Here is an 18,975-nt window from a genome sequence, read left to right as displayed (position 1 = left end):
ATGGGGTTTCCAATCGTACGTCATCGCCGTTTACGTCAATCAGCAGGCATTCGCAGTATGGTAAGAGAGACACACTTGACTGTGGATGATTTTATTCAGCCGATCTATGTCACATACGGCGAAAATGTTAAATCCGAAATTAAGTCTATGCCGGGTGTATTTCGTTTCTCGCTGGATCGTTTGCAGGAAGAAGTGAAAGAGATTGCTGAGTTGGGCATTCCGGCTGTACTGTTGTTCGGTATTCCGGAAACGAAGGACAGTGTAGGTTCGTCCGGTTTTGCTGAGGATGGTATTGTTCAGGAAGCCACGAGATTAATTAAATCCTGGTATCCTGAATTACTGGTGATCGCAGACACATGTCTGTGTGAATTCACAGATCATGGGCACTGCGGTATGGTGCACACAACTGAGATTGACGGCCATATCTGCGGTGACGTTCTCAATGACGAGTCACTGGAGCTGCTTGTCCAGACGGCAGTGTCACAAGCTAAAGCTGGCGCAGACATTATCGCTCCTTCAAATATGATGGACGGTTTTGTCCAGGCGATTCGTGCAGGTCTGGATGAGAATGGATTCAGTCATATCCCGATTATGTCATACTCCGTTAAATATGCTTCTGCGTTCTACGGTCCATTCCGTGAAGCAGCAGATTCCACACCGCAGTTCGGGGATCGCAAATCATATCAGATGGACCCGGCAAACGCTCGGGAAGCACTCCGCGAAGCAGAGACCGATGTGCTGGAGGGAGCCGATATGTTGATGGTCAAACCATCGCTATCCTATCTCGATATCATGCGTACCATCAAGGATCAATTCGATCTCCCGCTCGTTGCTTATAACGTAAGTGGAGAGTATGCCATGGTAAAGGCGGCTGCCATTCAAGGATGGATTGATGAGAAAAAGGTAGCTATGGAAATTTTGCTCAGCATGAAACGTGCAGGAGCAGATATGATCATTACGTATTATGCCAAAGATGCATCAAGGTGGCTGGCTGAAAAGTAAGCTGCTGTATACCAACGGGTTAAATATAGACCGTGTATATATATCCAAATAAAACCCATAGGCCTTACTCTTTTAAAAGAAAGATACAAGTAAGGCCGTTAAAATAAGGAGGATGTTCATGACTGCACAACAAGGCAATCGCCGCAATGATGAGCGCTCACGCAGCGCATTTGAGGAAGCCAAGCAGTACATACCTGGAGGAGTAAACAGTCCGGTGCGGGCATTCAAATCGGTGGGACTTACGCCAATCTATGTCGAGCGTGGAGAGGGCTCCAAAATCTACGATATTGATGGCAATATGTTCATTGATTATGTAGGCTCTTGGGGACCATTGATTATGGGGCATGCCCATCCAGATGTTGTGGAGGCACTCCGGGAGACCGCCCAGAAAGGCACTAGTTTTGGTGCGCCAACACTGCTCGAAACAGAAATGGCGAAGCTTGTCTGTGAGCGTGTGCCTTCTATTGATATTGTGCGTATGGTTAATTCCGGTACAGAAGCAACGATGAGTGCAATTCGATTGGCGCGTGGAGTAACCCGACGCAGCAAAATACTGAAGTTTGAGGGTTCCTATCATGGACATGCAGACAGCTTGTTGATTAAAGCTGGTTCGGGTGTAGCCACATTGGGATTGCCAGATAGCCCCGGAGTTCCAGAAGGGGTAGCTGTGAATACAATCACGGTGCCTTACAACGATTTGGAGTCCGTACGTCTTGCTTTTGAGCGGTTCGGAGAAGAGATTGCTGGAGTGATCGTAGAGCCGGTTGCAGGTAATATGGGCGTTGTACCTCCGGCTTCCGGATTTTTGGAAGGCTTGCGCAGTGTGACTGCGGAGTATGGAAGCTTGTTGATCTTTGACGAGGTGATGACTGGTTTCCGTGTAGGACTTAACTGTGCACAAGGCCGGTTTGGGGTTACACCGGATTTGACATGTCTGGGTAAAGTCATCGGTGGTGGGCTTCCGGTAGGCGCTTATGGGGGCCGCCGGGATCTTATGGAACAGATTGCACCGACAGGACCAATCTATCAGGCTGGTACACTAAGTGGTAATCCGCTGGCGATGGCTGCGGGTTATACTACGCTGAAGCTTTTGACACCGGAAGTTTACGATCGTCTGGAGCTGCTGTCTGCACGTTTACAGGCTGGATTCGAGAAAAATGCAGCAGAAGCAGGCGTTGCTGTAACGATTAACCGTGTTGGTTCAATGGTATGTCCATTCTTCAGTGCCGTTCCGGTAACTAATTACGATATTGCGAAAGATAGCAATCTGGATCAATTCCGCCGTTATTTTGCAGCGATGATAGATCATGGTGTTAGTGTTGCACCTTCCCAGTATGAAGGGATGTTTGTATCCGGAGTGCATACGGAGCAGGATATTGAGGATACCATTGAGGCAAACCGCAAGGCTCTGCAATCGTTATGAGTATCAGAAGCTGGAAACGCCGCGGGCAGTGGCTTGAGCTGATGCCGGGTAAAGCAGTAACTGGAAGCGAGGACAGACAGGCTGCCGCTGAACAATGGCTTCTGTCCGAGCTTCAATTCCCGGAGAAGCTGCTTCGCCAGCTCAAGGCATCTCAGGGCATACAGCTAGCAGGGGACCGGCTTCGGCTGGCCCTTTTTGCTGTGCAGGCACTAGATGTGGAGCCTCGCTGGGCTGATCTGGATGTATTGTACGAAGATGATTTCTGTCTCGTTGTGCATAAACCGGCCGGGATGAAGCTTCATCCGGATGGAAGCCGTGAAGATCAGGCAGTTACACTGGATCATGTGGTAGCTTCTTATTACGAGATGAACGGAATCCAGACGAGTGTGCGGCATGTTCATCGTCTGGATGAGGATACGACGGGTCCTGTTTTATATGCCAAAAATACGTTTGCGCTCGCCAAACTAGACGAAGCGATGCGTCATAAAGCGATTGATCGTCAGTATGCTGCCATCGCAGGCGGCCAAGTTTCGGGTGATCTCCGCAAAATTGATGCACCGATTGGAAAGGACAGGCACCATAAGCAGCGCAGACGTGTGTCCGAAGGAGGACAGGATGCGGTTACTCATGTGGAGATCGTACACGTATGGGACAGGGCTACGCTGGTGCGTTTGAAACTGGAAACGGGTCGTACACATCAGATTCGTGTTCACCTCAGTTATGCCGGGCATCCGCTTGTAGGTGACAAGCTGTATGGAGGACGTTCAGATCAGATTGGCCGGCAGGCTCTGCACGGTGAAGTCCTTCGATTTACTCATCCTTTAACCGGAGCTTCCATTGAAGTACATGACCCTTGGCCGGCGGATTTTGAACAATTAGCAGCAAGAGAGAGTCACAATTAGAGCACGGACCTGTTCAAGCAGGTCCGTTCTTTTTTTGTTTACACTTACTTTGAAGTCTCAAAAATTGCTGAAACCCGTGCATGCTTTTCATAAAAGGTGGCATGCCCATCCCATTTCGGGCATATAGATGGGTAACGAAGGATTGAACCATGGATCAGTCCCATGAGAAGGATCATGGTGAACATATGCCGAAAGGAGGACGCCACCTTTGTTGAATCAACCTTATGGTTTGCGGTTCGATATTTATGAGCGTGTTCATTTGTCTGAGGGAGTGCCTGCCATTGAGGAACTGGAAGAAATTGAACTATATCCGCGCATCCAGGTAATCGGACAGGACGACCATGCCACCCTGAGGGGGCATCTGCTGCTTACAGGAACGTACCGGGGGGAAAGTGAAGATTCAGAGGAATTAAAGCATTTTATACCTGTCGAAATTACTGTACCATTAAACCGGGTGAGATCCATTGATGATATTTCGATTGAAATTGAAAATTTTGATGTTGACCTGTTATCCAGCCGGAGTCTGAATATTACAGGTGTACTTTCATTGCGAGGCATTGAGGGCTTCCCTGTAGAGGAACCTCAGGTGTGGTCTGCAGATGAATTTACGGTTGTTCACTCGTCTGAAGCTGAGCAGGACAGCCGTACGAATGAACGGGAACAGGCGGAGCAGTTCGAACTGCAGGAACAAGCGGGGCGATATGAGCCAGATGATCAGTTCCAGCAGGGTGAAGAAAACGAGCTTGCGAATGCGGCTGAACTTGCTGCGTACGGTTCTCCCGAATCAGCAGATTTGTCTGTGAGAACCCAGGGAGAAGCGGGATATGAAGAGCTCTCGCAAGCTTATTGGAATCAGGCATCGGCCGAGCCGTTAACGCCGGACACTGCTGCAGCTGATGAACGGGATGTACACAGACAGCCTGAGGCAGACGACGGAAGTTTGCTCTCACAGACATCAAATGAAACATATGAAGCGCCTTCTCCAATCTCTTCATTTATGGCGGAGACGGCCGACAGACTCGCTTCCTATCCGGAGTCTGAACCGCTTCTTCCGATAGAAGAAGAAACGTCAGCATGGACTGAGCCAACCGTAATTAGCGTACCCGAGAACCTGATATCTTCGAGTTCCTCTGCTTCTGAACAGGCCCGTTCAGAAGCAGAACAAAGACCGCTGGAAGATACAGCTCCTAAGGTATGGCACTTTGAAGAAGCTCGGTCAAGTGCCCAGCAGGAGGAGCAGGTGATTCCAAATACCTCAGCTCATGCACAGACCGAGAACTGGCAGGACGTATTTGCTTCATCTGAAGCGGTTCAGCCAGAAGAAGAGCGGCCTGTGCTGGAACCGGCGGAGGAAAACGCCCTGCTGCAGCATGAGGCATCTGTTCCTGAACCCATTGCTGAGGCGGAAGACAAGCCGGAACTGAAGGTTGCTTTCGGCAGCAAGAAGGAGTCGTCACCAAGAGAAGAAGAGGGTGTGGGCATCTCCTCGCTGTTATCATCCGGCCGTGCCGCTCGGGAAGTTGAGGAAGAGCGCGGTGAGGAGACCCCTGCTGGAGCTGTCCCAGAAGATACGAGTCAGGCAGAAGATGTAGAATGGAAGAATCTGTTCCTGGGAACGATTGTAGATCAGACACCGTTCCGCAAAGTAAAGCTGTGCATTGTGCAGCGCGAAGATACACTGGATGCCATTGCAGACAGGTACCAGCTCAGTACCAGAGAACTGCAGTTGTATAATCGATTGACCGAGCAGGTTGTAGAAGAAGGACAGATTCTGTATATTCCCTAAATTGCTGACTGGGATATGGCAGTCTAACCACCCGTAATCCTCTGAAGGGATTGCGGGTTTTCCTTGTTTTTTAGAATTCCACGTGTTCATAGTCAGCTTTCACTGCTGCCAGGTTGACTATCGCGCACGAGCAGGGTATGATGTGTTTAGGTTTTTTGAATAATGACGTGGATCGGGAGTAGTAGACAGTATGACCTTTCAGAGAGTGGGATCGATGCGCTGTGAGATTCCGCAGGAACCAACTGATCGAAGTCGCCCGGGAGTTGCCTGTTTGAGTTCTGTAGGTGGATGCTGCATATCCATTAACCTCGGAGGTAGGATGGGCCGGTCGCAGCCGTTATCTGCTTGAAGTGTCACGCCAGATCCAGGATGAACAGTTATCCCGATGTCAGCGTGAAACAAAGGTGGTACCGCGAAAGCTAACCTTTCGTCCTTTGATGGATGAAAGGTTTTTTTTGTTTTTTAGCGATGATGATGATGATGAAGTAACGGAGGAATGACACATGTCTGAACAAAAAAAAGCAACAACCGAAATGCCGACCACATATGATCCAAAGGCTGCAGAGGACAAATGGTACTCCACCTGGACAGAGCGCGGGTATTTCCAAGCGGGCAAACGCAAGGATGCCGAGCCGTACACGATTGTAATTCCACCTCCAAACGTGACCGGTATGCTTCATATCGGGCATGCACTTGACTTCACACTCCAGGATATCCTCATTCGTACGAAACGTATGCAGGGATATGATGCGCTTTGGCTGCCGGGCTCTGACCATGCAGGGATTGCTACGCAAACGAAGGTGGAGCAGAAGCTGCGTGAAGAGGGATTGACGCGTTATGATCTGGGACGTGAGAAGTTTCTGGAGAAAGTATGGGACTGGAAAGATCAATACGCTACAACCATTCGTCAGCAGTGGGGTAAAATGGGGCTGTCTCTTGACTATTCCCGTGAACGTTTCACACTGGATGAAGGTCTGTCCAAAGCGGTACGTAAAGTATTTGTACAGTTGTATGAGAAAGGTCTCATTTATCGCGGTAAACGCATTATTAACTGGGACCCGGTAAACCGTACGGCACTGTCTGATATTGAAGTTGAATATAAAGAAGTTCAGGGACATCTCTACCACCTGCGTTATCCACTCCAAGATGGCAGTGGCCATATTACTGTGGCAACGACTCGTCCGGAAACGATGCTGGGTGATACGGCTGTTGCTGTTCATCCGAAGGATGAGCGTTATGCAGATATGATCGGTAAAACCCTCGTACTTCCTATTATTGGACGTGAGATACCGGTTATTGCTGATGACTATGTCGACAAAGAGTTCGGCAGTGGTGCGGTAAAAATCACACCTGCACACGACCCGAATGACTTTGAAGTAGGTCTGCGCCATGAACTGCCTCAAATCACGGTTATGGACGAAAGCGGGACAATGAATGCCGAGGCGGGTAAATATCAAGGGCTGGATCGCAGCGACTGCCGCAAACAGATCGTTGCAGATTTGAAAGAACAGGGTGTGCTGATCAGTATCGAAGATCATATGCACCAAGTGGGTCACAGTGAGCGTACCGGAGCAGTGGTTGAGCCGTATCTGTCCACACAATGGTTCGTTGAGATGAAACCGCTGGCGGAGAGAGCGATCAAAAGGCAGCAGAGCGGTGAAGGTGTTAACTTTGTTCCGGATCGTTTTGAGAAAACATACCTGAACTGGATTGAAAACGTTCGTGACTGGTGTATTTCCCGTCAACTATGGTGGGGACACCGTATTCCTGCTTGGTACGATGAGGAGACGGGCGAAGTGATTGTATCGGCTGAAGACCCGACGACACTGCCTGAATATGCCGGACGGAAGCTGAAGCAGGATGAAGATGTTCTGGATACATGGTTCAGCTCGGCGCTGTGGCCTTTCTCAACATTGGGCTGGCCCGAAGATTCGGAAGACCTGAAGCGTTATTATCCAACCAACGTACTCGTTACCGGTTATGACATCATCTATTTCTGGGTGGCACGTATGATCTTCACCGCCTTGGAATTCACGGATGAAATCCCGTTCAAGGATGTACTGATGCATGGTCTTGTACGTGATGCAGACGGACGTAAAATGTCCAAATCTTTGGGGAATGGTGTAGACCCGCTGGATGTTATCGAAAAATATGGTGCAGATGCGATGCGTTATATGATTTCGACCAGCAGTACGCCGGGACAGGATTTGCGTTTCCGCTGGGAGCGGGTTGAACAGGCTCGTAACTTTGCCAATAAAATCTGGAACGCTTCCCGCTTCGCATTGATGAACCTGGAAGGTTTCACCTACGAGGATCGAGATATCAGCGGTGAGCTCGGAACGGCGGATTATTGGATTTTGCACCGTCTGAACGAAACTTCCCGTGATATTACGCGTCTAATCGATGCATATGAATTTGGGGAAACAGGCCGCGTGTTATACAACTTTATCTGGGATGATCTGTGTGACTGGTACATCGAATTCGCCAAGCTGTCATTCTACGGAGACGACCCGATTGCGAAGAAGAAAACACAGTCGGTGCTGGCTTACGTGCTGGATCAGACCATGCGCCTGATCCATCCGTTCATGCCTTACATCTCTGAAGAGATCTGGCAGCACCTTCCGCATGAAGGGGAGACGATCACACTCGCTTCCTGGCCGGAATATGATCCTGCGCTGGAGAATCCGGAAGCTGTTGCCGAGATGAATCTGCTGATGGATACCATTCGTGCTGTTCGTAACATTCGTGCCGAAGTGAATGTGCCTATGAGCAAAAAGATCGAGTTAATGGTGAAGGCGAACAATGACGAAACATCCAGCATTATCGAGCGCAACAGTCATTATATCAAGCGTTTCTGCAACACATCCGAGTTTGAGAGCGGACTGAATTTGAGTTCACCAGACAAAGCCATGACGGCCATTATTACAGGAGCTGAACTGTACCTGCCGCTGGCTGGCCTGATCGATATCGAACAGGAAGTCGCTCGTCTGGAGAAAGAACTGCAGAACCTTGAAGGTGAAGTACTCCGCGTAGAAAAGAAACTGGCGAATGAAGGTTTCGTAGCCAAGGCTCCGGCTAAGGTTATCGAAGAAGAACGTGCCAAACAAGCAGACTATTCCGATAAACGGGATAAAGTCATTGCTCGGATCAAGGAACTGAAAGGTTAATACCAAAAGAGTCGGATGGAGTGCTTACCGCGCCATCCGGCTGCTTTTTTCAACTTTCTATCAAACAGGGGACCGAAGGTGAATAAGATGACGGAATTAAACGGGACACATACAGCTGCTCCTTTACAAACGTATGACGAGGCCGTGGACTGGATCAATGGCCTTATTCCTTTTGGTATCAGACCTGGTCTTGAACGAATTGAGGGTCTGATGTCGCAGCTTGGCAATCCGCACCAACGACTCAAATTCATCCATGTCGCGGGAACGAACGGTAAAGGTTCGACTTGCGCTTTTTTGACGTCAGTGCTGCTTCAATCAGGGTATGACGTTGGGACATTTACATCGCCTTACATCACCAAGTTCACCAATCGTTTTCAATACAACGGCAAAGACATCCCGGAAGAAACCCTGCTGAAACTGTCGAATCGGCTGCTTCCACTCGTGATGGAGATGGCGTCTACACCGCTGGGTTCACCAACGATGTTTGAAGTATCCACAGCTCTGGCCCTGCTGTATTATGCAGAAGAGTGTTACCCGGATGTTGTAGTATGGGAGACCGGGCTGGGGGGAAGGATGGACGTAACGAATATTGTTACTCCCGTCGTGTCCGTCATTACCAATATCGGTATGGATCATACGGATGTGCTCGGAGATACCATTGAACAGATTGCCGCGGAAAAGGCAGGCATTATCAAACCGGGTGTACCCGTTGTCACTTGTGCCGTTCAGCCTGAAGCTGTAAAAGTTATTCAGGAGAGAGCGAAGGAGCTGCGGTCAACGGTGTATTTGGCAGGCGATCAATTTTCCTATCGCAGGATAGACAGCAGCAAGGAAGGACAAAGCTTGCAGTTTACCGGTCCATTCCGTGATCTGCATGTTCATATTCGCATGCAGGGTGTGTATCAGTGTGATAATGCAGCGGCCGCATTAATGACTCTCGAAATACTGAGGCAGTATATGGCCTTTATGCTGGATGAAGACGATATTAAACTTGGCTTCGAAAATGCCTTCTGGGCAGGGAGATTTGAGAAAGTCAGTGACAGTCCTTTGATTGTACTTGATGGTGCTCATAATCCCGAAGGGGCGGAATCGCTGGCCAAGAGCATTATCGACGGTTATCCCCAAAAAAAGTTAATTTTGATGATGGGTATGCTGGCGAATAAGCATCACGAAGCGTATTTGCAGCATATACTGCCACTAGTGGATACGCTGATCCTGACCGAGCCAGATTTCCGGCGCAAAATGGCTGCAGCCGAATTGCTGCAGATTGTTGAACGGGTACGTCCCGCCATTGCGAAGCAGGAACTGGATATCATCGTCGAGCCTGATTGGGCAAAGGCACTTGATTTATTGAAGTCACGGACGGAAGCGGAGGATCTGGGGGTGGTTTCCGGCACGCTTTATCTCATTGCGGACGTGCGGGCAGCCCTTTTGCATCAAACCGATTCTGAAAAAGGTTGGTGAAAGTTTTGTTAAACACATCGGAACACGTTCATTTTATAGGGATTGGCGGTTATGGCATGAGTGCCATCGCCCGGGTTATGCTGGAGATGGGATACACCGTTACCGGATCGGATGTCGCTTCACAAGAGTTGACAGAGAAGCTGGCAGCCAAAGGGGCGAAAATATATATTGGACATACCGCAGAGCATGTGAATGGGGCAGATCTGGTGGTCTACTCTACTGCAGCGCCTGCGGATAACGTGGAACGTGTTGCTGCTGAGCAGCTTAACATACCCATTCTTCATCGCGCGCAGATGCTGGCGCGTTTGTTGAATGAGCGTAAAGGCGTCGCCGTTGCAGGAGCGCATGGCAAAACAACGACTTCTTCCATGATTGCACTCGTGATGGAGCAGTGTGACACAGATCCGACCTATATTATTGGTGGAGAGATCATGAATCTCGGTACAAATGCCAAAGCAGGTCAAGGCGAGTGGGTGGTAGCAGAAGCGGATGAGAGCGACGGTTCCTTTTTGCAATACCATCCATGGCTCGGCATAGTCACAAACATTGAAGCTGACCATCTGGAAAATTACAACAGCGATTTTGAGGAACTGAAGAAAGCATATGTACAATTCCTCAGTCAGATCCGTCCAGAAGGCACAGCTATTGTATGTGCTGATGACGAAAATGTGCAGGCTATTCTGCCGCACCTCAAGTCTCGTATTACAACTTATGGTATCGACCGGGCTGCTGATTATACAGCTGCTGATATCGTACTTGGGGATCGCCGTATTTCCTTCACGATGAATCATCAGGGTGCTGCCATGGGGACTGTTGAACTGTCGGTACCAGGCAAGCACAATGTATGTAACGCGATGGCTACAGTTATTACCTGTCTTGAGGCGGGCATTCCATTTGAGAAAATCACAGCGGCCATCGTGCAGTTCCATGGAGCCAAGCGCAGATTCCAAGTGCTCGGCGAAGCACGCGACATGCTGATTATTGACGACTATGCACACCATCCTACGGAAATAGAAGCTACGATCAGTGCGGCGAAAGCGACAGGCAAGCGAATTATTGCCGTATTCCAGCCGCAGCGGTATACACGTACATTTTTCCTGCTGGATGCATTCAGCCGGGCATTTGCCGAGGCGGATGAGGTGCTGATTACCGATATCTATTCCCCGGCTGGCGAGAAGCAGATTGAAGGTGTGCACTCCGCCAGACTGGTTGAACTAATTGTGCAGAACAGTAATGCTTCGGCAAGATATCTTCCGACGAAGGAGGAAGTTGTTGCTGACCTGCAGCCGCGGCTGCAGCCAGGAGATCTTGTGCTTACAATGGGTGCAGGAGATATCTGGAAGGTGGGCGACGCGCTCGCCAAGGGTTTAAAATAAATATTTAATTTTAATCCGAAACGTCTGTCTTCTTCGTGAAGCAGGCGTTTTTGGTATGCAGCACACGGAGCATCGTTTGTACACAAGAAAATATCTTTTCACCGATGATTGGAATAATCTCCTCTTTTCCAGCATATAGCTGATATAAATGGGACAAAGGAGAGGGTACGGGTGAGTAATGCCAGAATGACGTTTCGCTTCGGGGATCGCGAGTCGGACAAGCTTGAGAATAAGGAGATGCCGTCATCCAGTCCGCTTGTTACAACGAACGATGACATACCTTACACTTTACAGACACTGCCAAAGCCTGAACCGGAAAATAACAGCATGGCAGCACCATCTTGGACAGCAGAGGACATGCCTGTGGACTGGGGAGGAACAATTCTGGCAGACGCTTCCCGAACGGAAACGGAGCGTTTGAAGCATACGGACTCAATGGACTACAGAAGCGCTGATTCTGATACGAATTCTCTTTCTGATTCAGACTCTCATTCAACCTACAGTGATATCACCTCAGAGCGAAATGTCCAGTATGACCTATATGAGTCTCCAAGAAGTCAAGACTTGGATCAGGGCCACAATTGGATGGTTGAATCCGAGAACTATTCTTATAAACGAAACCGCCCCCCAAGGGGATGGAAGATGATCGGGTCAGTCTCAGGCGCATTGGTGACCGGAGCGTTGTTCGGCATGGTAATTCTATCTTTCTTTAACAAGGATGGCACGGCGAAACCGGAAGAGATGCTTCCTGTGAATCAGACCGTTTCCGCTGGAACAGATCAAGGGGGAGCAGGCGGAACGGCGGTGCAGCTGGAAACTTCTTCTGCAGGAGGCACCTATTATGCCCTTCAATACGGGGTGTTCAGTTCCCCGGAAAGGGCGGAACAGGCCAAACTTGAACTCACCCAGGCAGGCATAGCTGCGGGTTCTGATCCTGAAGACGGCAATCGGGTCTATGCCGGTATCTCTGCTGATCGAGAAGAGGCCAAGCTCCTCAGTACAAGGCTGAAGTCCCAAGGCGTTGAACTGTATGTAAAAGAGATCGTTAATCCCGAAGTGAATCCAGCGATTTTCGGTAACAAACAGGAGGATGCTTCTCTTTTTTTCCAGAACAGCTCTGCTCTTGTCGATCAATTATCAACACTGTCGATCCAGCAGCTGGGGCAGTCGGTTCAGGCAGCTGTTGCACCAGAGCGGATGGCGGCGCTGCAGACACAGCACGAAACGTGGCTGACGGGGATAAAGAATCTCGCGCCTGGAATGGCTGCGGATGTGCAGCCGATTGTGGCCAGTATGGAGAAATCGATGAACAGCGCTGTAACAGCCATTGCCGAATATAACAAAAATCCAGATGCTGTTCACATGTGGGCCGTTCAGTCTGATTTAATGGAGTATGTGCTCCAACAGAAAAAATGGCTGGAGTCCATAAAGCAGTGAGCGTGATCTCGTTCCCATAACAACGTCTTAAAATCCCTGTCCGGCAAGGAACTGGAAATAGTTCCCCATGCCGGATTTGTGTTTGTATTGACGTACAAAACCCCGTATAATAATGTGGGTGTCAAAAAATGGCGAGGGAAGATTAACCGATGAAAAAAAACTTCGGCATGTTATTATTATTTCTGCTGCTCGGCTGGATGGCTGGAGCGTGGATCGCCAAGGCACTACAGCCTGTAAAGGCCGTAGCCTTTCTAACCAAGGTCACGACGATTCGCTGGTCACCCCAGGCTGATCTGGATATTATCAGTTATGACCTTTCATTTCAATTTCAAATAAGCCTCCTGAGTCTGATGGGTATCATTGCGGCTGTATGGCTGTATCGCAGACTGTAGGAGAATGACGAATGTTGACCCAAAAAATAAACTAGTGACATCTATTGTTGTGATTCGGACAGGTGTTGCCGTAGTATAAGGAGCCATTCATGTTGAATAACACAGAGCAGCGCCCGATTATTCTGGCCTCCACATCGCCGCGGCGCAGGGAACTGATCGCTTCACTCCATTTAGCGTTTGAAGTTATACCAAGTTATGCAGACGAAGATACACCATCTGACTGGACCCCCGAACAGACAGTCCAGGAACTGGCACTGCGCAAGGCACTTGCTGTGTATCGCGGACTTGAGGGCCGCGGGCAGGATGCGATTATCGTTGGCAGTGATACGGTTGTTGTGCTGGATCAGGAGATTCTGGGTAAGCCCGTGGATGAGGCGGATGCTGCACGAATGCTGTCACGGCTGCAGGGACGGGAGCATCGCGTGTTCACTGGCATTGCATGTATTGATGCAGCCAACGGACATTCCGTGGTTCATTACCGCCAGACGAATGTTACGATGAAGGAGCTGTCTGAAGACACCATTCGTGCTTACGTGAAGACGGGAGAACCTTCGGACAAAGCAGGATCGTACGCTATTCAAGGTATTGGCGCTTCACTGATCGACCGCATTGAAGGATGTTACTTTAACGTCGTGGGTCTGCCTTTATCTTTACTCAGTGATATGCTGGAGGGATTTGGCGTATACGTCCTGCCGCGAACATAATCAAAATGAATGCTGTGAAAAGAGGGAATATATGGAGTCGCCTCAATATATGATGCGCGACATCCCCCAGGAAGAACGCCCGAGAGAACGCATGATGGAATATGGGGCGGGCGCCTTGAGTCATGCCGAATTGCTGGCTATCTTACTTCGAACAGGAACAAGACAGGAATCTGCTGTGCATATGGCACAGCGGATTCTTAATGAAGCAGGCGGCGTCCGCTCGCTAATGGATCTGAGCCTTGAAGAATTGACGGCAATGAAAGGCATTGGACAAGCCAAAGCGGTTCAGCTTAAAGCCGGTATTGAGCTAGGCCATCGAATCGCGAAGAGCCGACTTGCCCCTTCGACCACAATTCGTACACCGCGTGATGCTGCGGATGTTTTGATGGAGCAGCTTCGTTATTTGCAGAAAGAGCATTTTGTGTGTCTCTTTTTGAACAGCAAAAATCATATCATAGCTCAGGAAACACTCTCCATGGGCAGCCTTAATGCTTCGATTGTACATCCGCGTGAAGTATTTCGTGCCGCCATCAAATGCAGCAGTGCCTCGATTGTGTGTGCACACAACCATCCCAGTGGTGATCCAATGCCCAGCCCGGAAGATATTCAGATAACGAAAAGACTGATCGAAGCCGGCGCTATCGTGGGCATTGACGTTCTGGATCATCTTGTTATTGGTGATGGAACATACGTAAGTTTGAAGGAGAAGGGCTTGGTATAATATAATGGTTGGCGTTGATGTTTTCCTATGAATGATAACGGATGTGACCGTTAAAGATAGGTTCACTTTATTTTTAAGATCGAAAATACAAAATGCGAATATTAGCTCCACGGTTTCGTGGAAATGAAAATTACGCTCTTGTCATGAAAGAGGAGCGGCAATATGAGGCAGAAAAGGAGAATACGTCATGTTTGGTGGTTTTACGAAAGATCTGGGTATTGATTTGGGGACAGCGAATACGCTGGTTTATGTACGAGGTAAAGGAATTGTGGTGCGCGAACCTTCGGTAGTCGCTCTGCGTACGGATACAAAAAGCATTGAGGCAGTAGGTGAGTCTGCTAAAAAAATGATCGGACGTACGCCTGGCAATATTCGTGCCATTCGTCCAATGAAGGACGGCGTAATCGCTGACTTTGATACAACAGCAACGATGATTAAATATTTTATTCGTCAGGCTCAGAAACAGCGTTCCATGTTCCAGCGTCATCCGAACGTAATGGTATGTGTACCGTCCGGAATCACGGCAGTAGAGCAGCGGGCTGTGGAAGATGCAACCAAACAAGCGGGCGCACGCGAGGCTTACACGATTGAAGAGCCGTTTGCAGCTGCCATTGGTGCAGACCTGCCGGTTTGGGAGCCGACAGGCAGTATGGTTGTTGATATTGGTGGGGGGACAACAGAAGTAGCTGTCATCTCGCTTGGCGGTATTGTAACAAGCCGTTCGGTGCGTGTTGCGGGTGACGAGATGGATGAGTCCGTCATTCAATACATCAAACGCCAGTATAATCTCATGATCGGTGAGCGTACGTCCGAGCAGCTCAAAATGGATATCGGATCAGCTATGCCGCTGGAGCAAGTAGAAACGATGGAGATTCGTGGTCGCGACCTGGTGACAGGCCTGCCGAAGACAATTACCATTACTTCGGACGAAATCAGCGAAGCTCTGGCAGATACCGTAAATGCCATCATCGAAGCCGTTAAAGTAACACTTGAGAAATGTCCTCCCGAGCTTGCTGCGGACATTATGGACCGCGGAATTGTTCTGACAGGCGGCGGGGCTCTGCTTCGCAATCTGGACAAACTGCTCGCTGGTGAGACAGGAATGCCTGTTATTGTAGCAGAGAACCCACTGGATTGTGTGGCCATCGGAACAGGTAAAGCACTGGAGAATATTCATATGTTCAAAAGCAGAAGCAGTTCAGCAGTTCGTTCCAAGCGTTAATTGGCAGCTTGCTTGTCTGATCCTGATCAGGCGGCACATTAAAAGAAGTGCCCGGATATTCCGGGAGAGCTGTAACCCGCTTAACAGGGGAGGATTGACTGATATTCTCGCAGGGACTTCAGGTTTGATGTCTCCCCGCCGGGCTGGGCTCGGAAGAGAATAATGGATGTTAGAGGGTGTTGGAACTGTTTAAACTGCTGGGTAACAAAAGACTTTTTGTTTTGCTGGTGGGCCTTGTTACATTTATCGCGCTGATGGGCTTTACGCTTAGTCCGCGAGCCACTTTATCCTGGCCGGAGAAATTCCTTAAGGATTCAGTTGGATTTGTACAATACGTATTTTACAAGCCCGCCTCTTATGTAGCGGGCTTTTTCAAAGATGTGGCGAACATGCGTGCGGTATATCAGGAAAATGAAGAGCTGCGTATTGCAATGGGACACTACACTAGGGACCGGTTGAAGTTCAATGAAATGGAGCAAGAAAATCTGGGGCTTCGGAAGGCCCTTAACTTTACGAAAGAGCAGGAGAATCGGTATAACTACGGCTCGCGAATAGCTCAGGTCATCAGTGCCAATTCCGATCCGAACAGCAGAACGATTAACATTGATATCGGGGAAAATGCAGGCATTAAACCGGGCATGGCGGTTACTTCACAGAAAGGACTGGTTGGGGTAGTCAGTCATGTCAGCGCGTATACGTCAACGGTGAACCTGCTAACTTCCATGAATGCCAATGATCCAACGTCGAATGCGATTGCGGCTACGGCTTTAGGTAAAGAGAAAGTGTTTGGCATGATCGAAAGTTATGATCCGAAGAGCGGTATGCTGAAGATGACGAAGATTTCGGAAGATTCCAATATTGCAAAGGGTGATGAGATCATCTCATCCGGCATCATTAACAATTTTCCGAAGTATATGCGCATCGGTGAAGTGAAGAGTATTGAGAAAAGCGAGTATGGTTTGACGAAGACTGCTACAATTGAGCCATATGCAAGCTTCCTCGACTGGAAAGAGCTGATTGTGATCATTCCGCCTGAGGTTAAAGAGTGATGGTAACACGCAAACAGGTCCTGTTTCTGTTACTGTTCGTGCTGTTCATCGCCGAAGATACGATTCTGCCGCAGATCATTCCTTCGGCTTGGCAGATGCGTATTTCAGCTAACCTGGTCTATATCGTTATTCTGTTTTTTGCTGTTTATCATCACCGGCATACGGCCTTGGTCTTGGGCATATTGTTTGGTCTTCTGCATGACGTCGTCTTCTACGGGGAGATGATTGGCCCTTATGGATTCTCGATGGGACTGTCCGCTTATATGATGGGATTGATATTTCAAGCACCTCGTGCACCGCTGCCTATTATGGTTTCGGTTGTCCTGCTCGGAAGTCTGCTGAATGATACGATGTTATTTTTCTTATACAAACTCTTCCAGCTTAATCATGTGACCTACGACTGGGCGTTGATTGAATACATGATCCCTAATCTGTTTGTTCACTTTGTGTTTGCCTTGATTATTTATGTTCCGCTGCGCAAACAACTGGAGAAGATCGGGCAGCCGAGAAGCAAGGCAGACGAAGCTTCCTGATGACATTTGTGGAATATAAAGCAGGAACTTGGGGACCGGGGCACGAAATGTAATGAGATGGGAGGGACAGGCTTATGACGGTAAAATCGAATCACGTAACGATTAAAGGCATCCGAGACGGCCTGGTTTTCCTGTTGGACGATCAATGTGAATTCGAGGAATTGCTCTATGAGCTCCGCTATAAGCTGGAACACAGCCATCAAAATATTTTGACCGGACCGATTGTTCATGTGGATATCAAGCTGGGAGCGCGGGAAGTTACAGAAGACCAGAAAGATGAGATTCTGGATATATTGAAGCAAAAAGGAAATCTGCTGATCCGGTCCATTGACTCGCCTGCACTTGTCGAGCAGGTCAAAGGTCCCCCGCCGATTGTGACGATGTGCGGCATGGTACGCTCAGGACAGGTGCTTCATCATGAGGGAAACCTCCTCTTTCTTGGAGATATCAATCCAGGCGGCACGGTGACGTGTACTGGAGATATATATGTATTGGGTTCACTCAGAGGCATGGCTCATGCCGGAATCAGCGGGGACGAAGAGGCGATTATTGCCGCATCGGTGTTCGCACCGACACAGCTGCGTATTGCAGATGTGATCAGCCGTCCTCCGGATGAATGGGAGAGCCGTGAAACCGGAATGGAATTTGCTTATTTGCAGGACAATCAGATGCAGATCGACAAGATGAGCAATATCGTTCGGTTGCGCCGAGATTTTAATGTGTTTAAAGGAGTGTAGCTCATGGGAGAGGCGATCGTGATCACTTCGGGTAAAGGCGGCGTAGGTAAGACGACCACCTCGGCAAACATCGGGACAGCGCTGGCGCTGCTCGGCAAAAAGGTTTGTCTGGTCGATACCGATATCGGCCTTCGTAATCTGGATGTTGTGATGGGACTCGAGAATCGCATTATTTACGATCTGTGCGACGTTGCGGATGGCCGCTGCCGTCTGAATCAGGCTTTGGTGAAAGACAAGCGGTTCGAAGAATTATACATGCTGCCTGCAGCGCAGACGAGAGACAAAAACTCTGTATCGCCAGAACAGGTAAAGGATATCATCCTGGAACTTAAAAAAGATTTTGAATACGTTATTATTGACTGCCCGGCAGGGATTGAGCAGGGATTCAAAAATGCGGTAGCAGGAGCAGATCAAGCCATCGTGGTCACTACACCGGAAAATGCAGCGGTTCGTGATGCGGATCGTGTCATCGGATTGCTGGAGAGTTCACATATCCAGTCACCAAAGCTGGTGGTGAACCGGATTCGCAACAATATGGTGAAGTCAGGTGACATGCTCGATATCGATGGTATTTTACAAGTACTTAACATCGACCTGATTGGAATTGTGCCGGATGATGAACTTGTCATCAAAGCCGCCAATTCAGGTGAACCCACAGTGATGAACCCGGATTCACTTGCCGCCATTGCCTATCGCAATATTGCAAGAAGAATTTTGGGAGACACCGTGCCATTAATGCAGCTGGAGCAGAAAAAGGGCGCGTTTTCCCGTTTCAAGAAATTTTTCGGAATGGGGTAAGGTATGCTGTTCAGCATAAACGAACATTGAACATCGCTGAATAAGATTGAATGTATCAGAGCCGGGACGGTGTACCCGGCTTTTTTGTATGTTCTTGTTCTTTCGTTTACTCGCTCATTAGCCCCTTTTATCAATTGATTTCATAACAGCCGCACGTTATACATCATATTAAGCCCCCTACCTTGCTCTTGTTCAAGCTTTGAGTTTATTTAAGGTTCTGTATATGGGCTTGTTCATAATTCCCTCTATTGTTTCATAGGAT

Annotated in this window: 16 protein-coding genes and 1 other annotated feature; all 16 genes read left to right on the top strand. The window is 48.9% G+C overall.

Features of this window, described 5'->3' with window-relative positions:
- The 16 genes from hemB to minD all read left to right on the top strand — a co-directional run bounded on the left by hemB (window position 1) and on the right by minD (window position 18,713).
- Window positions 1–1,002 (top strand): porphobilinogen synthase, encoded by a 1,002-nt coding sequence (gene hemB, locus MKY97_RS22815; RefSeq protein ID WP_342552529.1) that lies wholly within the window; start codon window positions 1–3, stop codon window positions 1,000–1,002.
- A 118-nt stretch (window positions 1,003–1,120) separates the two neighbouring features.
- Window positions 1,121–2,425: a glutamate-1-semialdehyde 2,1-aminomutase gene (gene hemL / locus MKY97_RS22810; protein ID WP_342552528.1), complete on the top strand. Its 1,305-nt coding sequence runs from the start codon at window positions 1,121–1,123 to the stop codon at window positions 2,423–2,425.
- Window positions 2,422–3,327: an RluA family pseudouridine synthase gene (locus MKY97_RS22805; protein ID WP_342552527.1), complete on the top strand. Its 906-nt coding sequence runs from the start codon at window positions 2,422–2,424 to the stop codon at window positions 3,325–3,327. The genes hemL and MKY97_RS22805 overlap by 4 nt, the downstream gene beginning before the upstream one ends.
- A gap of 208 nt (window positions 3,328–3,535) precedes the next feature.
- Window positions 3,536–5,113, top strand: coding sequence for a LysM peptidoglycan-binding domain-containing protein (locus tag MKY97_RS22800; protein WP_342552526.1), 1,578 nt, complete (start codon window positions 3,536–3,538; stop codon window positions 5,111–5,113).
- Window positions 5,114–5,272: 159 nt separating this feature from the next.
- Window positions 5,273–5,551: a binding site (T-box leader), on the top strand.
- Between the two features lie 65 nt (window positions 5,552–5,616).
- Window positions 5,617–8,280 (top strand): valine--tRNA ligase, encoded by a 2,664-nt coding sequence (locus tag MKY97_RS22795; protein ID WP_342552525.1) that lies wholly within the window; start codon window positions 5,617–5,619, stop codon window positions 8,278–8,280.
- A gap of 87 nt (window positions 8,281–8,367) precedes the next feature.
- Window positions 8,368–9,744: a folylpolyglutamate synthase/dihydrofolate synthase family protein gene (locus MKY97_RS22790; protein WP_342556429.1), complete on the top strand. Its 1,377-nt coding sequence runs from the start codon at window positions 8,368–8,370 to the stop codon at window positions 9,742–9,744.
- A gap of 56 nt (window positions 9,745–9,800) precedes the next feature.
- Entirely contained in the window at window positions 9,801–11,120 is a 1,320-nt protein-coding gene (murC, locus tag MKY97_RS22785; RefSeq protein WP_342556428.1) for a UDP-N-acetylmuramate--L-alanine ligase, read from the top strand.
- 171 nt (window positions 11,121–11,291) lie between these two features.
- Entirely contained in the window at window positions 11,292–12,557 is a 1,266-nt protein-coding gene (locus MKY97_RS22780) for an SPOR domain-containing protein (RefSeq protein WP_342552524.1), read from the top strand.
- Window positions 12,558–12,706: 149 nt separating this feature from the next.
- Window positions 12,707–12,949: a DUF4321 domain-containing protein gene (locus tag MKY97_RS22775; RefSeq protein WP_342552523.1), complete on the top strand. Its 243-nt coding sequence runs from the start codon at window positions 12,707–12,709 to the stop codon at window positions 12,947–12,949.
- 89 nt (window positions 12,950–13,038) lie between these two features.
- Window positions 13,039–13,653, top strand: a complete 615-nt coding sequence (locus MKY97_RS22770; RefSeq protein ID WP_342552522.1) for a Maf family protein — start codon at window positions 13,039–13,041, stop codon at window positions 13,651–13,653.
- Between the two features lie 31 nt (window positions 13,654–13,684).
- On the top strand, window positions 13,685–14,374 hold the full coding sequence (radC, locus tag MKY97_RS22765) for a DNA repair protein RadC (RefSeq protein WP_342552521.1): 690 nt from the start codon (window positions 13,685–13,687) through the stop codon (window positions 14,372–14,374).
- Window positions 14,375–14,561: 187 nt separating this feature from the next.
- Window positions 14,562–15,596: a rod shape-determining protein gene (locus MKY97_RS22760; RefSeq protein ID WP_111268761.1), complete on the top strand. Its 1,035-nt coding sequence runs from the start codon at window positions 14,562–14,564 to the stop codon at window positions 15,594–15,596.
- Window positions 15,597–15,772: 176 nt separating this feature from the next.
- Window positions 15,773–16,645 (top strand): rod shape-determining protein MreC, encoded by an 873-nt coding sequence (mreC, locus tag MKY97_RS22755; RefSeq protein WP_342552520.1) that lies wholly within the window; start codon window positions 15,773–15,775, stop codon window positions 16,643–16,645.
- Complete coding sequence (gene mreD, locus MKY97_RS22750; RefSeq protein WP_342552519.1) at window positions 16,645–17,178, top strand: rod shape-determining protein MreD; 534 nt, start codon at window positions 16,645–16,647, stop codon at window positions 17,176–17,178. The genes mreC and mreD overlap by 1 nt, the downstream gene beginning before the upstream one ends.
- A gap of 74 nt (window positions 17,179–17,252) precedes the next feature.
- Window positions 17,253–17,915 (top strand): septum site-determining protein MinC, encoded by a 663-nt coding sequence (gene minC, locus MKY97_RS22745; RefSeq protein ID WP_342552518.1) that lies wholly within the window; start codon window positions 17,253–17,255, stop codon window positions 17,913–17,915.
- A gap of 3 nt (window positions 17,916–17,918) precedes the next feature.
- A complete protein-coding gene (minD, locus tag MKY97_RS22740) occupies window positions 17,919–18,713 on the top strand; it encodes a septum site-determining protein MinD (protein ID WP_024633965.1) in 795 nt (264 codons plus the stop codon).
- Window positions 18,714–18,975: the final 262 nt, after the last annotated feature.

The organism is Paenibacillus sp. FSL R7-0652, assembly GCF_038595045.1.
Lineage (GTDB): Bacteria > Bacillota > Bacilli > Paenibacillales > Paenibacillaceae > Paenibacillus.
This window is presented reverse-complemented; position numbering and strand designations above follow the sequence as displayed.

What these genes read in the sequence shown, in the direction of transcription:
- MKY97_RS22775 (WP_342552523.1), top strand. Translation starts at nt 12,707, where the DNA reads ATGAAAAAAAACTTCGGCATGTTATTATTATTTCTGCTGCTCGGCTGG.
- murC (WP_342556428.1), top strand. Translation starts at nt 9,801, where the DNA reads ATGAGTGCCATCGCCCGGGTTATGCTGGAGATGGGATACACCGTTACC.
- MKY97_RS22795 (WP_342552525.1), top strand. Translation starts at nt 5,617, where the DNA reads ATGTCTGAACAAAAAAAAGCAACAACCGAAATGCCGACCACATATGAT.
- MKY97_RS22790 (WP_342556429.1), top strand. Translation starts at nt 8,368, where the DNA reads ATGACGGAATTAAACGGGACACATACAGCTGCTCCTTTACAAACGTAT.
- MKY97_RS22760 (WP_111268761.1), top strand. Translation starts at nt 14,562, where the DNA reads ATGTTTGGTGGTTTTACGAAAGATCTGGGTATTGATTTGGGGACAGCG.
- minC (WP_342552518.1), top strand. Translation starts at nt 17,253, where the DNA reads ATGACGGTAAAATCGAATCACGTAACGATTAAAGGCATCCGAGACGGC.
- radC (WP_342552521.1), top strand. Translation starts at nt 13,685, where the DNA reads ATGGAGTCGCCTCAATATATGATGCGCGACATCCCCCAGGAAGAACGC.
- MKY97_RS22805 (WP_342552527.1), top strand. Translation starts at nt 2,422, where the DNA reads ATGAGTATCAGAAGCTGGAAACGCCGCGGGCAGTGGCTTGAGCTGATG.
- hemL (WP_342552528.1), top strand. Translation starts at nt 1,121, where the DNA reads ATGACTGCACAACAAGGCAATCGCCGCAATGATGAGCGCTCACGCAGC.
- MKY97_RS22770 (WP_342552522.1), top strand. Translation starts at nt 13,039, where the DNA reads ATGTTGAATAACACAGAGCAGCGCCCGATTATTCTGGCCTCCACATCG.
- hemB (WP_342552529.1), top strand. Translation starts at nt 1, where the DNA reads ATGGGGTTTCCAATCGTACGTCATCGCCGTTTACGTCAATCAGCAGGC.
- mreD (WP_342552519.1), top strand. Translation starts at nt 16,645, where the DNA reads ATGGTAACACGCAAACAGGTCCTGTTTCTGTTACTGTTCGTGCTGTTC.
- minD (WP_024633965.1), top strand. Translation starts at nt 17,919, where the DNA reads ATGGGAGAGGCGATCGTGATCACTTCGGGTAAAGGCGGCGTAGGTAAG.